Source organism: bacterium (assembly GCA_030018315.1).
In the GTDB taxonomy this organism is placed as follows: Bacteria; Hydrothermota; UBA3073; order JACQXS01; family JAGMCI01; genus JASEGA01.
Genome location: JASEGA010000014.1, coordinates 14,716 through 31,002, shown reverse-complemented (window position 1 = coordinate 31,002; position 16,287 = coordinate 14,716). Strand labels below are relative to the sequence as shown.

Sequence of the window (16,287 nt, the reverse complement as noted above, 5' to 3'; positions counted from 1 at the left end):
GTATAATAAATTAATAAAGATTGGGATAGTATATTAATAAATGAAAATTGTGAGATTATAATGCAAAGAAAGTTATATGACCCTATTGAGAGGGCGAAGTTAATTGAGCCTCTTGTAGTTAGGGGTAATTCAAGAAAATACTACAGAATACCAAGACCTGGAAGATGGTATGGTGGAATATCAACTGGTGACTGCTGTGGTTGTAGTCTTAGGTGTGTATTTTGCTGGAGTGATGTGCCAAGAGATAAACCTGATCAGATTGGCAGATTTTATACTCCTGAAGAGGTATTTTATAAGCTTACATCTTGTGCAAGGAAGCATAACTATAGGCTTTTAAGAATAAGTGGAAATGAGCCAACTATTTCAAAAGAGCACCTATTGAGGCTGCTTGAGTTAATAGAGGCTACAGAATATTTGTTCATACTTGAGACGAATGGAACTCTAATTGATAGAGACTTTGCTAATAACCTAAAGCAATTTAAGAATTTACATGTACGTGTCTCTTTAAAGGGGACTAATAATGAAGAGTTCTCAATACTAACAGGCGCTATCCCTGAAGCGTTTGACTTACAACTTGAAGCTCTCAAGAACTTAACTGAATCTGGAATAAGGTGCAACCCAGCAGTAATGATGTCGTTCAGCTTAAAAGAGAATGTTAGAAAACTACAATCAACACTTACGAAAATACATAAATCGCTGAAAATTGAGGAAGAGTATGTTTTTCTATATCCACATGTAGTAAAGAGGCTTAGGAAGGCGAGCCTTAAGCCACTCACTGCTTTTACTCCTAATGGTATTCCAAATGAGTTAATATAAGAGTGAATGGTGAATGACAGAAATGACTAATGTCGAAAAAAGAATGAATAATGAAAATGCTTAAAAGTCCAAAATACCAAAATGCCAAATGGAATCCAAATTTCAAATTCCAAATTTCAAAGCTCAAATGCCAAAATGCTGTTGAGTCTGTTAAATCCGTTAAGTCCGTGCACAAATACAAAAAGTTCTTGCAATTTTAATAAAGTGTGATATTGTTTATGTAATTAATAAGTATTTCTAAAAATGGTATTCAGATTGAAGTATCAATTAGAGGAAGATATTGCTTTCCCCTCCGGTGGCGGGCTTGCAATGGCGTAGTGGACTATGGATGATAGGATTTGGGCAGTTGTAGATTTGGATAAGCTTAGGAGTAATGTGAGAGCTTTAAAGAAGAAAGTTCATGGAGTAAAGATTTTAGCTGTTGTCAAGGCTGACGCTTACGGACATGGAGCGAGGGAGGTATCAAGGGTATTGAAAGATGAGGGTATTGATATGCTTGGTGTTGCCTCAATTGATGAGGCTTGTGATCTAAAAGCTGTTGGTTTACCTATAATGATACTTTCACCTACTTCAGTAAGTAATATACCAAAAATTGTATCTGAAGGGTTCATTCCAACTATTACTTATTATCATTTTGCAAGAGAACTTGCTAAAGAAGCAACAAAAGCAAATAAAAAAGTCAAAGTCCACATTGAAATCGATACTGGTATGGGAAGAACAGGAATTCAGTGTGAAGATGCTGTAGCCTTTGTTTCACTATTACTTGAACTTAAGAATATTGAACTCAATGGCATATTTACTCATTTTTCTGAGCCAGAAAAGCGAGACAGGGAATTTACTTATGAGCAAATAAAGAGGTTCAGAACAGTAATTTCTGAATTAACTAAAAAAGGAGTCAGTATCCCATTAGTTCATACTGCGTCAACAGCTGCTATTCTCAACTTTTCTGATTCTTACTTTAATATGATAAGACCGGGGCTCTTACTTTATGGATTATATCCATCAGATGAGTGTCTAAAGGAAGTTAAAGTAGAACCCATTCTCAGCCTTTACACAAGGGTGTGCCAAGTGAAATGGGTCCCGCCTGGAACCCCTATATCTTACGGAAGGACATATGTCACAAAGAAGAGAGAAAAAATTGCTACACTTTGGGTTGGCTATGGGGATGGGTATCCGAGACGATTATCAAATAATGGAAGTGTTATCATAAGAGGTAAAATTGCAAAAATAGTGGGAAGAGTGTGTATGGATTTAACTATGGTTGATGTAACTAATATACCTGAGGTAGAGATAGGTGATAAAGTAACTCTTATGGGAAAAGACGGAGATACAGAGATAACCGTAGATGATGTTGCATCTCTTGCAGAAACTATAAATTATGAGATAACCACTGCTATCTGCCAGAGGGTGCCAAGGCTTTATATAAGTAATGGAAAACCGTGTAAAATTAGGTCATTACTTGGAGAAGAGGAGCTATAATGGAAAAAGTGCCTGAAGCTTCTTTTGCATCGCTTGTCCTTTTTCTTGCAACTATAGCATCGCAACACCTTGGAATTGTCAAAAATCCTATTACGGATAAGGTTGAGCCAAACCTTGAACTTGCTAAATATACAATTGATTCTATTGACATACTCAAAGAAAAGACAAAAGGTAATCTTACAAAAGAAGAGGAAGAATTACTTGAAACTATAATCAGTAACTTAAAACTCACATATGTTAGAAAACAAAATAAAACTACAGATCAAAAATAGCTTCTAAAACCGAATATGCCAAATGACAGCGAATAAGCCAAATATGTTTAGACCGGAAAAGGTAACTCCACAAGTTCTAAAAGAACTTAAAGAAAAGGGTGCTAAGGCGGTATTACTTACTGCATACGACTATCCGACTGCCCTTATTGAGGATAGTGTAGGGATTGATGTAATACTTGTTGGTGATAGTCTTGCTATGACAGTACTTGGGCATGAGTCTACTCTTTCTGTAGGAATGGACGAGTTACTGATTGCATGCAAAGCAGTGAGAAGAGGAGTGAAGAGGGCTATGGTGATAGCAGATATGCCTTATATGTCATATCAGCCGTCTAATTCTTTAGCAATTAAAAATGCAGGTAGATTTGTAGCTGATGCAAATGTAGATGGTGTAAAACTTGAGGGTGCAGGATTAATAGTAAAGAGAGTAAAATCAATAGTAGATATCGGTATACCTGTGATGGGGCATATAGGATTTACACCACAAAGTATTAAAAAGTTTGGTGGCTATAAAGTTTGGGGTAAAACAGATGAAGATGTGCATAAACTAATTGATGATGCTAAAGCATTGGAGACTGCGGGTGTATTTTGTATAATTGTAGAGTGTGTTCCAGAAAGTGTGGTTGCTAAACTTAAGAAAGCGGTTTCAGTTCCAATTTATGGGATTGGAGCAGGACAGGGGTGCGACGGTCAAATCCTTGTTGTACACGATATGCTTGGATTATTTCCTGCATTCCTACCGAAATATGTTAAAAGGTATGCAAACCTGACATCTATCATAGAGAAAGCAATTAAGAAATACATTGATGAGGTAAAGAGTGGCAAGTTTCCTGACAATGAGCACTCATACCATTAAAAAATGGCTACTGAATTAGCGATAATAAAGAGGTTAAGAGAGCTACTCCCTAGGATTGGGGATGATGCTGTGGAGTTTAAAGTTCCTAATATTCCAATTGTTTCTGTGGATTCCTTTGCAATGGGTGAACATTTTGGCGATTATTTTACACCGTATGATATGGGGTATAAGGCACTTGCAGCCTCAATATCCGATATTGCAGCTTGTGGTGGAGTTCCTAAATATGCACTTGTATCAATTGGAATCAAAAATGGTGACATTGACTGGGTAGATAATTTTTACGATGGGGTTAGAGCTATTGCTTCAACTTACGAAGTAGAAATAATAGGAGGAGATATTACTAAATCGGATACTATATTTGTGAGTGTTACTGTAATTGGTGGAACTTCTCATTTTGTTAGAAGAAGTGGGGCTAAAGTTGATGATGTTATCTGTATAACAGGAGAACTTGGCAGCTCTTATGCAGGTCTTTTATGCTTGAAAAGAGGCTATAAGAAAGAAAATAAATTGATAAAAAAGCACCTTAACCCATTACCAAGAGTAAAAGAGGGAATAAAAATTGCAAGGTATGCAAATTCAATGATAGATATATCGGATGGGCTTTCAACTGACCTTTTTCATATACTTGAGGAGTCAAAAGTCTCTGCAAGAATATGGCGAAGTGAAATTCCTATAAGTAAAGAAATAAAAAAGATAGCAGAGAAATTTCATATGACACCTGAAAGTCTTGCATTAAATGGGGGCGAGGATTTTGAGCTCTTGTTTACAATATCAAAGAACTATATTGGAAAAGCTAAGAAAGAAGTTGAATTTACAGAGATAGGAGAGATAATAGAATGTGAAATGCAAAATGCAAAATGCAAAATTATAGATGAGAACGGTAATGAGATACCCGTAAAAGGATTTGACCATTTTAAGGAATGAAATAGGTAGAAAATTTATGATAGTAGCAATTGATGGACCTGCAGGTTCAGGCAAATCTACAACTGCAAGGTTTGTAGCAGAAAAATTAGGTTATAAGTATATTGATTCAGGAGCTACATACAGAGCACTTGCAATTGCAGTAAAAAGGGATAAAATAGACCCAAACAACAAAAGTGAAGTTGAGCGTCTGTCGGCTAATCTTAACATTAATTTTAGGGGGGGTAAGATATTTTTAGATGGCGACGATATAACCAATGCTATAAGAGATGAGGAAATTGGTAAGCTTGCCTCCCTTTGTTCAACTTATAAAGGGGTAAGAGAAAATATGGTAAAATTGCAACGTAAACTTGCTAACACTCAAAATGTTGTATGTGAAGGCAGGGATATTGGGACAGTTGTATTTCCGGATGCAGACTTAAAAATTTACATGGATGCCGAGCTTTGGATTAGAGCGTTAAGAAGGAAAAGGGAGCTTTTCAAATTTGGAATTGATAAAGATTTAAAGAGTATAATTGAAGATTTAAAAATAAGAGACGAACAAGATAAGTCAAGAAAACATTCCCCATTAAAGGTTCCTGTGGACGCAGTGGTTATTGATACAACAAATTTATCTATTAAGGAAGAGGTAGAAAAAGTAATAGAGATGATAAAAGAACGCAATTTAGGATGAAATTGAGGTATCGTATAGGGACAAGAGTCATTTACTGGGTCTGGCGTTTTTTATTTGGATTTAGAGTTGATGGACGTGAAAATATTCCAAAAGATGGTGGTGTCATCATTGCCCCTAATCATCTATCAAACTTTGACCCCCCATTAGTTGGGACAGCTGTTTGGTTTCGTGAGTGTTATTTTTTTGCTAAACAGGAACTTTTTACTACTAATAAATTCTTTGCTTGGTTTATTAAAGGATTTAATGCTTATAAAGTGAATACTAAGCGACCGAGTAAAAATGTGCTCAACTACACACAAGGATTGCTGAATAAAGGAATAGCAGTGATGTTTTTTCCTGAAGGGACAAGGAGTAAGGTAGGTAGTTTTCTAAGATTTAATCCTGGAGTTGGGTGGTTTGCTTTAAAGTGCGGTGTTCCTATAGTTCCTACTCTTGTAAAGGGGACAAATACACCGCTTATTAAACAATTTATTCGTAAAAGTAGAGCCTATGTTAAGTTTGGATTACCAATTACAAGTGAATCCATATCCGGCATTAAGCAGGGAAAAGAAGCACGTGAACTTATGACGCAAGAAGTAGAACATAGAATTGAGGAGCTTTATGAAAGTGCTACATGCACCTAGTTCTGGTTTTTGTTTTGGAGTTAGGCGTTCTATAGATATAGCTAACCAAACTATAAAAGAAGCTAAAGTGCCAGTTTATACTTACGGTCCTATAATTCATAATCCTCAAGTAGTTAAGCAGCTTGAGAGTTACGGAATACATCCAATTAAATCATTTGATAATGTGCCACCCGGAAAACTAATTATAAGGTCTCATGGGGTATCTATAGAAGTAATAAGGACAGCTGTAAGACTTGGATTCGATGTAGTGGATGCAACTTGTCCATTTGTTAAACATGCCCAAGATTACGCAAAAGCACTTTGCGATAAAGGATACGAAGTCATTGTGATTGGTGAACGTGAGCATCCTGAAGTGCAAGGGATTGTTGGACATACGGGTGGACGGGCTAAAGTCATAAACTATTTAGAGTCAATAGATAAGTTGCCAAAATTTGAAAAACTTGGAATCGTTGCCCAGACAACTCTTCACCTACAGAGTTTTATGGAAACTGTAATGCAACTTTTACCAAAAGCTAAAGAGATGCGAGTATATAATACAATCTGTGAGGCTGTAATTATGCGGCAGAAAGATACATTGGAGCTTGCAAAAAAGGTGGATATAATGATAGTTGTAGGTGGTAAGAATTCAGCTAATACAACAAGACTGGCTGAATTTTCAAGAGCACAAGGATGTGATACTTACCATATAGAGACAAAAGAAGAAATTAACAAAATATGGTTTAATCATAAGTCAACTGTGGGGGTAACAGCTGGTGCATCTACCCCAGACTGGATAATAGATGAGGTTATAAAAGCTATAAAGCAAATATAGGAGGTATTATGGGTAAAAAAGAGAAAGATGAAATATTCCAATTAATTGATAAGACACTCTTGAAAGTAAAAGAGGGAGAAATAGTGGAGGGTGAACTGGTACGATTATCTGCAAGGGAGGCAATTGTAGACATAGGACTGAAATCAGAAGGACTAATTCCACTGTCAGAATTCGATAATCCAGCTGAGCTCAAAGTAGGAGATAAGTTTGAGGTTTTAGTAGAAGGAATTGAAGGAGATGAAGGATTTGTAATACTGTCAAAAAAGAAAGCCGATTCCTTAAGAGTATGGGAACGCATAGAAGAGAGTTATAAAAACGGGATAGCAATTGAAGGTAAAATTATAAAAGCAGTAAAAGGAGGCTGTATCGCCGATCTCGGTGGAGTAGAAGGGTTTATACCGGGGTCTCAATTAGATATAGAAGAAGTAAAAGATATGGATAAATTTGTTGGTGAAACTGTAAAGTTTAGAGTAGTTAAACTTGATAAGTCAAAAGGTAATATAGTCTTGTCGAGGAAGATTATTTTAGAAAAAGAGCTGATGAAGAAGAGAGAGGAATTTTGGAATAAAGTAGAAGAGGGCAGTGTATTAAAAGGAGTAGTAAAAAATATAACTGCTTTTGGAGTATTTGTAGATATCGGTGGTGTTGATGGGCTTGTACATATTAGCGATTTATCATGGGGTAGGATAACACACCCATCTGAAGTTTTGCAAGTTGGAGATAAAGTGGATGTTAAAGTGATTAATGTGGATAGAGAGAATCAACGATTAGCTCTCGGAATAAAACAACTCACCCCGTATCCATGGGACGGTGTTGAAGAACGGTATCCAATAGGTTCCAAAGTGAAAGGGAAAATTACTTCACTTACAGAGTATGGCGCATTTGTTGAACTTGAACCCGGAATTGAGGGGCTTATCCATATCTCAGAAATGTCGTGGACTCAGCGAATTCGCTCCCCAGCTGATATAGTTGCAGTGGGAGATACTGTGCATGTAGTGGTTCTGAATATTGATAAGGCACAGGAGAAAATCTCACTTGGTTTACGACAGACTCAACCAAACCCATGGGAAAAAGTGAAAGAAAATTACCCAGAGGGTTCCATAGTTACAGGAACAGTAAAATCATTCTCTAATTTTGGTGCCTTTATTGAGCTTAAAGATGGAATTGAGGGGTTATTGCATGTAAAGGATTTAGATTGGACAGAACACATAGAACATCCAAGTGATGTGTTAAAAAGGAGACAAAAGATTAAATGTAAGGTCTTAGCAGTTGATTCAGAAAACCAGCGCATTGCACTTGGATTAAAGCAGATGGAAAAGGATCCACTAATCATTCTTAAAGAGTCTATAAATGAACCTGTAAAGGGGAAGATAAAAGAAATTATTGCAGATAAGGGGGTTGTAGTAAAATTTAATGTTAAAAAAGCTAAGGTAGAGGGGTTTGTTCCGTTTTCTCATCTCACAAAATCGAAACTTAAAAAGACAAAAGATACATATAAAATTGGAGAAGAGCTCAACCTTAAAGTATTGGAAGTAGATGAGGAGCGAAGGAGAGTAATTCTTTCAGAAAAAGAATTACTCAAAACCCAAGAAGAGGAAGAATACAAAGAATATCTAAAAGGAAACAAATGAATAAGCTAATAACCCAATTAGATCCGAGAATAAAGCTTATTTTTATTCTACTTGGACTTATTGGTTGTGTGATAGCTAAAAAGTTAGCAGAGTTTGTTATTCTTGCAATTCCTATCCTTGTAGGGTTTACTTTGCTTCGTAACAAAAGGGAGCTTATCCTGCGAGCAGTTGTATTTATTCCGCTTATCATTGTTACTTGTGGATTACAGCTATTGTTTACACCAGGTAGAATAATAACTAAAGGAATGACATACGAAGGCTTATATAATGGAATTATTTTGGGAATTAGAGTTTCGTTAGCTGTAGGATACTCACTTATTTTTATTAGCTCTACTTCAGCTATTGAAATTGCTAAATCTTTGGATTGGATTACAAAAAGAAAGCTAAAATTGGGTGAGATTGTTCTTATCACTTTACAGTTTATCAAATTAATTAAAGATGGTAGCCTTCGCTACAAATCACCGGTTTCTATTTTGAACTATGCTATAGAAAGAACTAAAAATTTTACAAACTCGTTAAATGCAAAACATCAAAATTGAGCTTGAATACGATGGTACCAATTTCTTTGGCTGGGAAATCCAGCCAAAGAAACGGACTGTGAGAAGTGAGATTGAGAATTTGTTACAGAATGTACTTCATGAAAAAATCAAACTTATAGGTGCTGCCAGAACAGATGCTGGAGTTCATGCTATTTGTCAAGTTGCAAATTTTAAAACCAAGAGTTCATTACCAATTACAAAGATTAAAAATGCATTGTTTGATTTACCAAGAGATATTTATGTAAAAAATGTAATCCCTGTACCATTAGAATTTAACGCAAGGAGAGGGGCAAGTTCAAAAGTATATCTATACAAAATATTGCTTGGTAAATCACCAATACAACGAGCAAGAATATGGGAGTATACTTTCCCACTTGATATAGAGAAGATAAAAGGAGCACTCCAATTATTCATAGGGTTACATCAATTTGATTTATTCTCTTTTAGAGACCATGGAGAGTGTGATGTGAAAAAGTTTGAGCTTGTTCAAAATGGAGATGAAGTCATTTTTGAAATTGAAGCAAATAGATTTCTGCATAAGATGGTTAGGATGATTATAGGAACGCTTACAGAACTTGGGAGAAATAAAATCGAAATTAGAGATATTAAAGATGCACTTGAATTAAAGGGCAAAAAGTGGCTTTGTGCTCCACCTCATGGACTTTATCTAAAGGAAGTTAAATATTGAAATGAGTCAGATTTACGGGCCAGTCTGTTCAAGGAGACTCGGATTATCGCTAGGGATAGACATAGTTCCATACAAAACATGTACACTTGATTGCGTATACTGCCAACTTGGGCGTACAACTTGTCTCACTACACAACGGCATGAATGGATAAAAAGGGCTAAAGTTGTTAGGGAGCTTAAAAATAAGCTTTGCATCCTTACTGAAAAAGTTGATTATATAACCATCTCAGGATCTGGTGAACCTACGTTGAATTTAACGATTGGCAGCCTCATAAGTGAAATTAAGTCTATGACCAAAATTCCAGTTGCCTTACTCACAAATGGGACGTTACTATATAGAAGCTCAGTGCGTAAGGATATCAAGATTGCAGACATTGTGATACCATCACTTGATGCTGCCACTCAGAAAACCTTTGAGGTTGTGAATCGACCAAGTTCAGGACTTAAGATTGAGAAAATAATACATGGAATAGAAAAGTTTAGGCAAGAGTTTCAGGGCAAAATATGGCTTGAAATAATGCTTGTTCGTGGTCTAAATGATAATATATCAGAAATAACTAAACTTAAAAATAAAATAGCTTGTATAAACCCTGATAAAGTGCAACTTAATACTGTAGTGAGGCCACCTTCAGAAGATTTTGCTAAGCCTTTAGAAGTTTCAAAATTACAAGAAATAAAAGAGATTTTAGGTGATAGATGTGAAGTTATTCCTGAATTTAGGTACAAGAAACAAAATATACATAAAACAGCCACTAAAAAAGCTATACTTGACCTAATCAGACGCCGACCCGTTACCCAGACTGATATTGCAACCCTATTAGGAATTCATAAGAATGAGGTTATAAAGTATCTGATAGATTTAAGACCAAAAATCAAATGCAAAGATTACACCGGTACAAAATATTACAGCTTAAAATAGAAGCAGAAGTAATAGTGGAAATCATACTTAGCACAATTTTTTGAAATATGGATTTTAAAAATGCATTAGAATTTATTTATAAATTTAAAGATTGGGAACGTGGTAAGCATTACAAGTTTGACCTCTCTTCATTTCGAGAATTTCTTGATAAAATTAAAGCACCGCATTCCCAAATTAAGAAGCCGTTTCTAATAGCAGGCACTAAAGGCAAAGGATCTACAGTTCAAATTCTATCTTCAATATTTAGAAAACTTGGTAAAACAGGGGCTTTCACTTCTCCGCATCTTGTAAACATCTGTGAAAGAATAAAAGTAAATGATAACCCTATTCCTGAGCACGATTTTGTTAAACTAATCCAAGAAATAAAACCTTGGATAACCGATGAGCGCTCCACATTTGAAATTCTAACATCACTTGCATTTCTCTATTTTGTAAGAGAGAAAACGGAGTTCTCAATTTTTGAAGTTGGCCTTGGTGGCAGGCTTGATGCTACAAATGTTTTAGAACCTGAAGTCTCAGTTTTGACACCGATAAGTTTTGACCATACAGACATTCTTGGTGATACATTAAGAGCAATAGCTAATGAAAAATGTGGAATAATGAGAAAAAACGGTAAGGTTGTGTCAAGTCCACAGGACCCCGAGATTTTGGGACTAATCAAGGAAATGTGTAAATCTATGGGGATAAAACTATGGGTAGTTGGTGAAGACATATTTTGTGAGGATATAGAATGTAGTGTGAATGGCTCAAGATTTAGAATAAAAGATGATGAGTATTTCATTCCCCTTTTAGGCAGGCATCAAGTAGTAAACGCACTCACTGCAATCTGTGTAGCTCAAGTTTGCAATGTTTCTAATTCTATTATAAAAGAAGGATTATCAGAAGTCAAATCTCCTGGTAGATTAGAGATTGTAGATAAGAATCCATGGGTTGTATTTGATGGAGCCCATAATGTAGCATCAGCATGGGTATTACGAAGGTCTATTACCGAGTTATTTAATTTTAGGCGATTAATTCTTGTATTTGGTGTATTAAAAGATAAGGATAAAGAAGGGATAATCCATGTGCTTGCTCCAATCGTTGACCATGCACTTGTAACTCCTATACATTCGCCACGCTCATCAGATCCTTATGAACTTCTCGAAATTTTTAGGAAAGAAGGTGTTAAAGCTCACATTACAAAAAATCCAATAACTGCCCTTAAATTAGCAAAAGAAAAGGCATCCCCTACCGATTTAATCTTAGTCTCAGGTTCTATGTATCTTGTAGGTGAGCTATTATCCCTTACTAAATTTTGAAATGCAGGCTATTGAAATAGCAAATAATAGCAATAGACTTGCAAATCTTAAATATGCATCAGGATGAAAGTAAAAGAGTAAATTAGTTGGATGAGGAGTGGCAAAGAGATTGACTACTTTTACTATTATCCCCAATAAAAGAGACAATGCTGCTACGCAAGTAATCACTATAGACCACCGCATCGGTACCTCCTTTTTTAACTTTCATTTAATACTATAACGATTTAAATTTGTCAAGTTTTTTACAATCTTTCGTGCTTCTATTTTGAGCTTTTTGATTCTTGGGGTATCAGGTAATTTAAAAATTTCATCACATTGAGTTTGACATCCTTTATTATCCCCAAGCATAAGGTATGTGTGAGCAAGTCCAATTCGACAGCATCCAATATTATAAAAATTTTCAGGCTGCATTCTTACAGTTAGTTCAAGCAATTTTTCATATTCATCCCTTGCTTTAGCCCAATCCTTCAATCCACAATAACTCTTTACTCTTAGCCACCTAAATGTTCTTGAGTTAGGGAATTTATATATAAGGCTGTCTGCAATTCTACATGCTTCATTATACTTTTTCTCTTCAATAAGAAGCGAAGAGTAACATGCAAGTGCAGCAATCCTAAAATACTTACCTTTATCACAAGCCATTTTAATTTCATGCTCCCAACGAGAATCTTTTACCCAAGGGACAAATGAAAGTAGACGATACTTGAAATAATTATATCCACTCACTCCAATATATGCATCAAAGAGAGAGGAATCAATCTCAATGGCTTTTGAAAATCCATTAATGCTTTTTAGACCATTTCTAATCCCTGAAATTTTATTTCCGTTCATAAACTCGTAAACTCCACGAATCCCATAGCTACCACCTAACCATAGCCAAGATAGACTTGGATAATTATTTGATTTTATTTGATAATCTGCTAATGAGATTGCTGTATCGGTATAGGCATAAAATTTTTGTTCCAGGATATCAGTGGAGAAATCAACCATATATAAGCCGTATAGTGAAGAAAGCAAGAAATAAGGAGCCGGATTTTTTGAGTTAAGTTTTATTACTTTAAAAAACTCCTCCTCTGCTTTTGCATAATTTTCTTCATAAGAGTATTGTATTCCACGTAAGAGAAGAGAATCAACTTGCTGCAAATTAATAAAAAGCGTTAAGATTATCACACAATTTTAGGATATATTATATTAAACCGGTATTTATAATAAATTCTTATAGCTAAGAAGAGTATTATAAGAAGTGGTATAAACCATATGAATTTAATACCTATAAGTATTACAAGAATTGGTGCTCCAATCCTTATTGAGATAAAACAAGTTTTTAAATTATGTTTTATAAGTGCTAATATAAAGAGTGGAATTGAGCAGCAGCATGCAATTACACATAGCCAGTCTTTCAGACAAATTGCGAATCCGAGCGATATAAAAAGAAACACTGTACTTAGCCAATATATTCTTCTCTCTCCTAACAATACTCCAGTAGTTAGTTCGTTTGTCTTCCTGTCTCCTTCAATATCAGGGATTGTAGTATTTAGAAAGACAGCACCAACAGCAAAAAAGTAGGGTAAAGAAAATATAAGCGTTTCCTTAGAAAATGGATTCCCTACCAGCCAGCCAAGTGAGAAAGCAAGCGTTCCGTAGCCAAAAGAATTTGATAATAGGTCAAGTATTGGCCTGCCTTTGAATTTAAAAGGTGGGACAGAATATAAAATACCAATTAACAGTGATAAAAGTAGAATAATTTTAAACTGGGTAGTGAATGGAATTGAAAGAGTAAGAGCAGCTGCAAAAAGCGACATCATCCATATCCATGCTTGTTTAACTGGTATGTACCCTTCTGATAATAGATAAAGTTTCTTGTTTATTCTATCTGATTCAATATCTATAATTTGATTTAAGATATAAACCCCACCCATTAGAAGAGTGTATAAAACAAAAGCAAGTGTAAATGGCTTTAGAATTTGATGAATCTCTGGGCCGTCAAAAAATGAAGTTCCTCTATAAAATCCAAGAAGAAAAAAAGTCCATACAGGGACAAAAAGTGCTGGTCTGAGTAGGAATACGTAGTCAAAAAAATGCATCATTTAAGTAAATGTAGCCCTAACTTTAATAGCCCTGGACTGGATGTAACAATATTTCTAATTATTTCTCGATCATTTATCTTGTTTATAGTCTTTCCGCCAAAATTTTTGGCTCCAAAGTCAAAAATTAGTTCAAGGTCTGAGTCATTAAGTTTCATGAGTATATTTCGCACGCGGAGCTTGAATTTAAAATTACTGCCCTCAACAGTTTCCCATTCTCTTTCATATTGCTTGAGTTTTGTGATGTCGTCATTTTTAATTGCAATAGCACAATTTTTACCTGCAAGTTTTCCAGAGAGTAGGGCGTTTCCAATTCCTCCACCAGAAATAGGGTCAACGAATCTGGCTGCATCTCCAACTATACAAACTCTACCTTTAACGAGCTTACTCAAATATTTACACGGGATTATACTTCTATATTCTCCTAAAATACTATATTTTTTGAATCTCCATTCTATAAATTTATTAAGGAAAAGTTTGGGCGACTTCTTTGTGAGTATAGGAGCAACTTCTAATCCTACATTGGCTAATCCTTTACCTTTTGGGAAAACCCAGCCATAGCCTCCGGGAGCTATTTCTTTACCTACTATAATTTCAACTAATTCTTGGTCTACATTGATACCACCTAACAGGTATTCATGAGCTATCCAAAAATCTTTTAGCTCTAATCTTGAATTTATTCCTGCCCACCTTGCTATCATTGACCTTTTACCATCAGCACCCACAATTATTTTTGTTAAAATATCACCTTTAGAAGTTTTTATCCCGTTACTTATTAAACTAATCGCTTTTGTATTAACTTTTACGTCACATCCTGCATCCGCAGCAATAGCAGTAAGGTCACGGTCGAACAGCTTGCGTTCAAGTATATATCCTACATCTGGATAAGTAACCCTGAAGCTTCTGTAGCTTGGTGAATAGAAAACGACTCCGTTGATCTCAGATGCGAGCCACGACGATTTAGGAGTAACAAATTTTAATAACCAATCTTTTGAAATTGCCTCACCACAAGCAAATGGGATTCCAATATCTGGATGTTCCTCAATTAAGACAACTTTACATCCTTCCTTAGCTGCAGTAATAGCAGCCATCGACCCAGCTGGTCCTGCTCCAATAACTGCTATATCATAACCATTTAGCATTTAGCTGATTTCTACTCCACCCCCTTTTTTAATTTCACCTATAATCCATGTCTTTTCTTTAATTCCAGAGAGCTCATTAGGATCTTTTATAACTACTATCATTCCTATCCCCATATTAAAAACATGAAACATTTCTTTCTCATCAACTTTTCCTTCCTTTTGAATAAACTTAAATATAGGAGGCACGGGCCAACTGCCTTTATAAATCCTAACTCCAACTCCCTGGGGAAGAACTCTTGGTATATTTCCATAAAAACCACCGCCTGTTATATGGATGAGACCTTTCACCTTCAAAAGGAAAGGGGTAAGTATATCTTTGTAAGAACGATGAATTTTTAAGAGTTCAACTCCTATTGTGCATCCTAATTCATTAATTTTAAGGCTAAGTGGAAGTTTCCTATCATTAATAATCTTACGTACTAAAGAATAGCCATTTGTATGAAGCCCATTTGACTCTAATCCTATAAGCTTATCACCAGGAACTATCTTTTTACCATTTATCAGATTCTCTTTTTCTACTATTCCTGTGATAAATCCAACAAGGTCGTATTCATTAGGATTATAAAAACCTGGTAATTCAGCTGTCTCTCCCCCAACGAGCAAAGTATTGTTTTTTTTACACCCACTTACCACTCCATTAATTACTTGTTTTTGTTGCTCTATATTTAACTTGCTTGTTCCTATATAATCCATGAAATACAATGGAGTAGCGCCGAGTGTCAATATATCGTTTACACAGTGGTTTACAATATCTTCACCTACTGTATCATGAATCCCAAGTTCTATTGCAATTTTTAATTTTGTACCTACACTATCTACTGAGGAAACAAGGACTGGATGTTTATATCCTTTTGGAATATCAAAAGTGCTACCAAATCCACCTATTTTACTACTTAATTTTTTAATGTAATGCTTGAAAGTATCTGCTAATTCAATATCTACGCCAGCCTCTTTATATTTCATTTTAATACGATAACCCTGTTGCACTCGGGCATATTAAACGCACAGGTTTTGATTTATAATTATCCACAAGAATATGAGCACCAAGCTCCACTGCATAGTCACTTATACTGCCTACAATAACACCATCTTCCCTATGGTGCCAGCATTCTTCTTTTTCTTTATCGTTGACAGCCACAATGATATGCACTTTATTAAACTCCATATCTGCAATATCTTCACCTGATGGGATAGGCTTACCTTTGAAGTCACCCCATTGAGTATGGGAGTGAAAGTCACCTATTACATTTATTGGCATATGTTCAAGTATTTTTACCATCCGCTCAGAGGCTTGCGACTTGGGTGCAACCCAAGAGTAGCCTTTTACTGCAGTCTGATAAGGGATAGCATATTCAACTATAAATGCATTTTTACCTTCATAGCCAAGTAAAAGACCGATGGTCTCGTGTCTATAGACTTCAATGCAGGATAGAAGCATAGCCAAAAATGCTCGTTCCTTTACATGGACTTCTTCTATTTTTGACATTAATTAAATATAAACTATTCTAAAACTTGTGTCAAGCAAAACAAAATATTTC

19 protein-coding genes are annotated in these 16,287 nt (G+C 35.5%); 13 read left to right on the top strand and 6 right to left on the bottom strand.

The window, feature by feature from the left end; genetic code table 11:
- Positions 1 to 60 precede the first annotated feature (60 nt).
- From QMD71_05835 to QMD71_05775, 13 genes are all read left to right on the top strand, one after another.
- A complete protein-coding gene (locus QMD71_05835) occupies positions 61 to 816 on the top strand; it encodes a radical SAM protein (GenBank protein ID MDI6840349.1) in 756 nt (251 codons plus the stop codon).
- A gap of 324 nt (positions 817 to 1,140) precedes the next feature.
- Positions 1,141 to 2,295: an alanine racemase gene (alr, locus tag QMD71_05830; GenBank protein MDI6840348.1), complete on the top strand. Its 1,155-nt coding sequence runs from the start codon at positions 1,141 to 1,143 to the stop codon at positions 2,293 to 2,295.
- Positions 2,295 to 2,567, top strand: coding sequence for a DUF1844 domain-containing protein (locus QMD71_05825; GenBank protein ID MDI6840347.1), 273 nt, complete (start codon positions 2,295 to 2,297; stop codon positions 2,565 to 2,567). Before alr ends, QMD71_05825 begins: the two co-directional genes overlap by 1 nt.
- A gap of 43 nt (positions 2,568 to 2,610) precedes the next feature.
- On the top strand, positions 2,611 to 3,420 hold the full coding sequence (gene panB / locus QMD71_05820; GenBank protein ID MDI6840346.1) for a 3-methyl-2-oxobutanoate hydroxymethyltransferase: 810 nt from the start codon (positions 2,611 to 2,613) through the stop codon (positions 3,418 to 3,420).
- A gap of 3 nt (positions 3,421 to 3,423) precedes the next feature.
- Positions 3,424 to 4,344: a thiamine-phosphate kinase gene (gene thiL, locus QMD71_05815; protein ID MDI6840345.1), complete on the top strand. Its 921-nt coding sequence runs from the start codon at positions 3,424 to 3,426 to the stop codon at positions 4,342 to 4,344.
- Positions 4,345 to 4,360: 16 nt separating this feature from the next.
- Positions 4,361 to 5,014 (top strand): (d)CMP kinase, encoded by a 654-nt coding sequence (gene cmk, locus QMD71_05810; protein MDI6840344.1) that lies wholly within the window; start codon positions 4,361 to 4,363, stop codon positions 5,012 to 5,014.
- Positions 5,011 to 5,637 carry a lysophospholipid acyltransferase family protein gene (locus tag QMD71_05805; protein MDI6840343.1) on the top strand — a complete coding sequence of 209 codons (627 nt, stop codon included), beginning with the start codon at positions 5,011 to 5,013 and terminating at the stop codon, positions 5,635 to 5,637. Before cmk ends, QMD71_05805 begins: the two co-directional genes overlap by 4 nt.
- A complete protein-coding gene (gene ispH, locus QMD71_05800; protein MDI6840342.1) occupies positions 5,615 to 6,448 on the top strand; it encodes a 4-hydroxy-3-methylbut-2-enyl diphosphate reductase in 834 nt (277 codons plus the stop codon). Before QMD71_05805 ends, ispH begins: the two co-directional genes overlap by 23 nt.
- Positions 6,449 to 6,456: 8 nt before the next feature.
- Positions 6,457 to 8,079, top strand: coding sequence for a 30S ribosomal protein S1 (locus QMD71_05795; protein ID MDI6840341.1), 1,623 nt, complete (start codon positions 6,457 to 6,459; stop codon positions 8,077 to 8,079).
- Positions 8,076 to 8,618 carry an energy-coupling factor transporter transmembrane component T gene (locus QMD71_05790; GenBank protein MDI6840340.1) on the top strand — a complete coding sequence of 181 codons (543 nt, stop codon included), beginning with the start codon at positions 8,076 to 8,078 and terminating at the stop codon, positions 8,616 to 8,618. Before QMD71_05795 ends, QMD71_05790 begins: the two co-directional genes overlap by 4 nt.
- Positions 8,599 to 9,306 carry a tRNA pseudouridine(38-40) synthase TruA gene (gene truA / locus QMD71_05785; GenBank protein MDI6840339.1) on the top strand — a complete coding sequence of 236 codons (708 nt, stop codon included), beginning with the start codon at positions 8,599 to 8,601 and terminating at the stop codon, positions 9,304 to 9,306. Before QMD71_05790 ends, truA begins: the two co-directional genes overlap by 20 nt.
- 1 nt (position 9,307) lies before the next feature.
- Positions 9,308 to 10,225, top strand: a complete 918-nt coding sequence (locus QMD71_05780) for a radical SAM protein (protein ID MDI6840338.1) — start codon at positions 9,308 to 9,310, stop codon at positions 10,223 to 10,225.
- 47 nt (positions 10,226 to 10,272) lie between these two features.
- Entirely contained in the window at positions 10,273 to 11,523 is a 1,251-nt protein-coding gene (locus QMD71_05775; GenBank protein MDI6840337.1) for a folylpolyglutamate synthase/dihydrofolate synthase family protein, read from the top strand.
- On the opposite strand, the gene QMD71_05770 is transcribed toward QMD71_05775, so the two are convergent.
- Genes QMD71_05770 through QMD71_05745 form a run of 6 tightly spaced genes read right to left on the bottom strand, consistent with a single transcriptional unit; the run spans position 11,503 to position 16,235 of the window.
- A complete protein-coding gene (locus tag QMD71_05770; protein ID MDI6840336.1) occupies positions 11,503 to 11,706 on the bottom strand; it encodes a hypothetical protein in 204 nt (67 codons plus the stop codon). The two genes, QMD71_05775 and QMD71_05770, sit on opposite strands and share 21 nt — an antisense overlap.
- Positions 11,707 to 11,727: 21 nt before the next feature.
- Complete coding sequence (locus tag QMD71_05765; protein ID MDI6840335.1) at positions 11,728 to 12,666, bottom strand: hypothetical protein; 939 nt, start codon at positions 12,664 to 12,666, stop codon at positions 11,728 to 11,730.
- A gap of 23 nt (positions 12,667 to 12,689) precedes the next feature.
- The gene (locus QMD71_05760; GenBank protein MDI6840334.1) at positions 12,690 to 13,610 is read right to left on the bottom strand and encodes a UbiA family prenyltransferase; all 921 of its coding nucleotides are present in this window, start codon (positions 13,608 to 13,610) and stop codon (positions 12,690 to 12,692) included.
- The gene (locus QMD71_05755) at positions 13,607 to 14,749 is read right to left on the bottom strand and encodes an NAD(P)/FAD-dependent oxidoreductase (GenBank protein MDI6840333.1); all 1,143 of its coding nucleotides are present in this window, start codon (positions 14,747 to 14,749) and stop codon (positions 13,607 to 13,609) included. The genes QMD71_05760 and QMD71_05755 overlap by 4 nt, the downstream gene beginning before the upstream one ends.
- On the bottom strand, positions 14,750 to 15,712 hold the full coding sequence (gene purM, locus QMD71_05750) for a phosphoribosylformylglycinamidine cyclo-ligase (GenBank protein ID MDI6840332.1): 963 nt from the start codon (positions 15,710 to 15,712) through the stop codon (positions 14,750 to 14,752). It lies immediately after the preceding gene.
- A 1-nt stretch (position 15,713) separates the two neighbouring features.
- A complete protein-coding gene (locus QMD71_05745) occupies positions 15,714 to 16,235 on the bottom strand; it encodes a Mov34/MPN/PAD-1 family protein (GenBank protein MDI6840331.1) in 522 nt (173 codons plus the stop codon).
- Between the last annotated feature and the right edge of the window lie 52 nt (positions 16,236 to 16,287).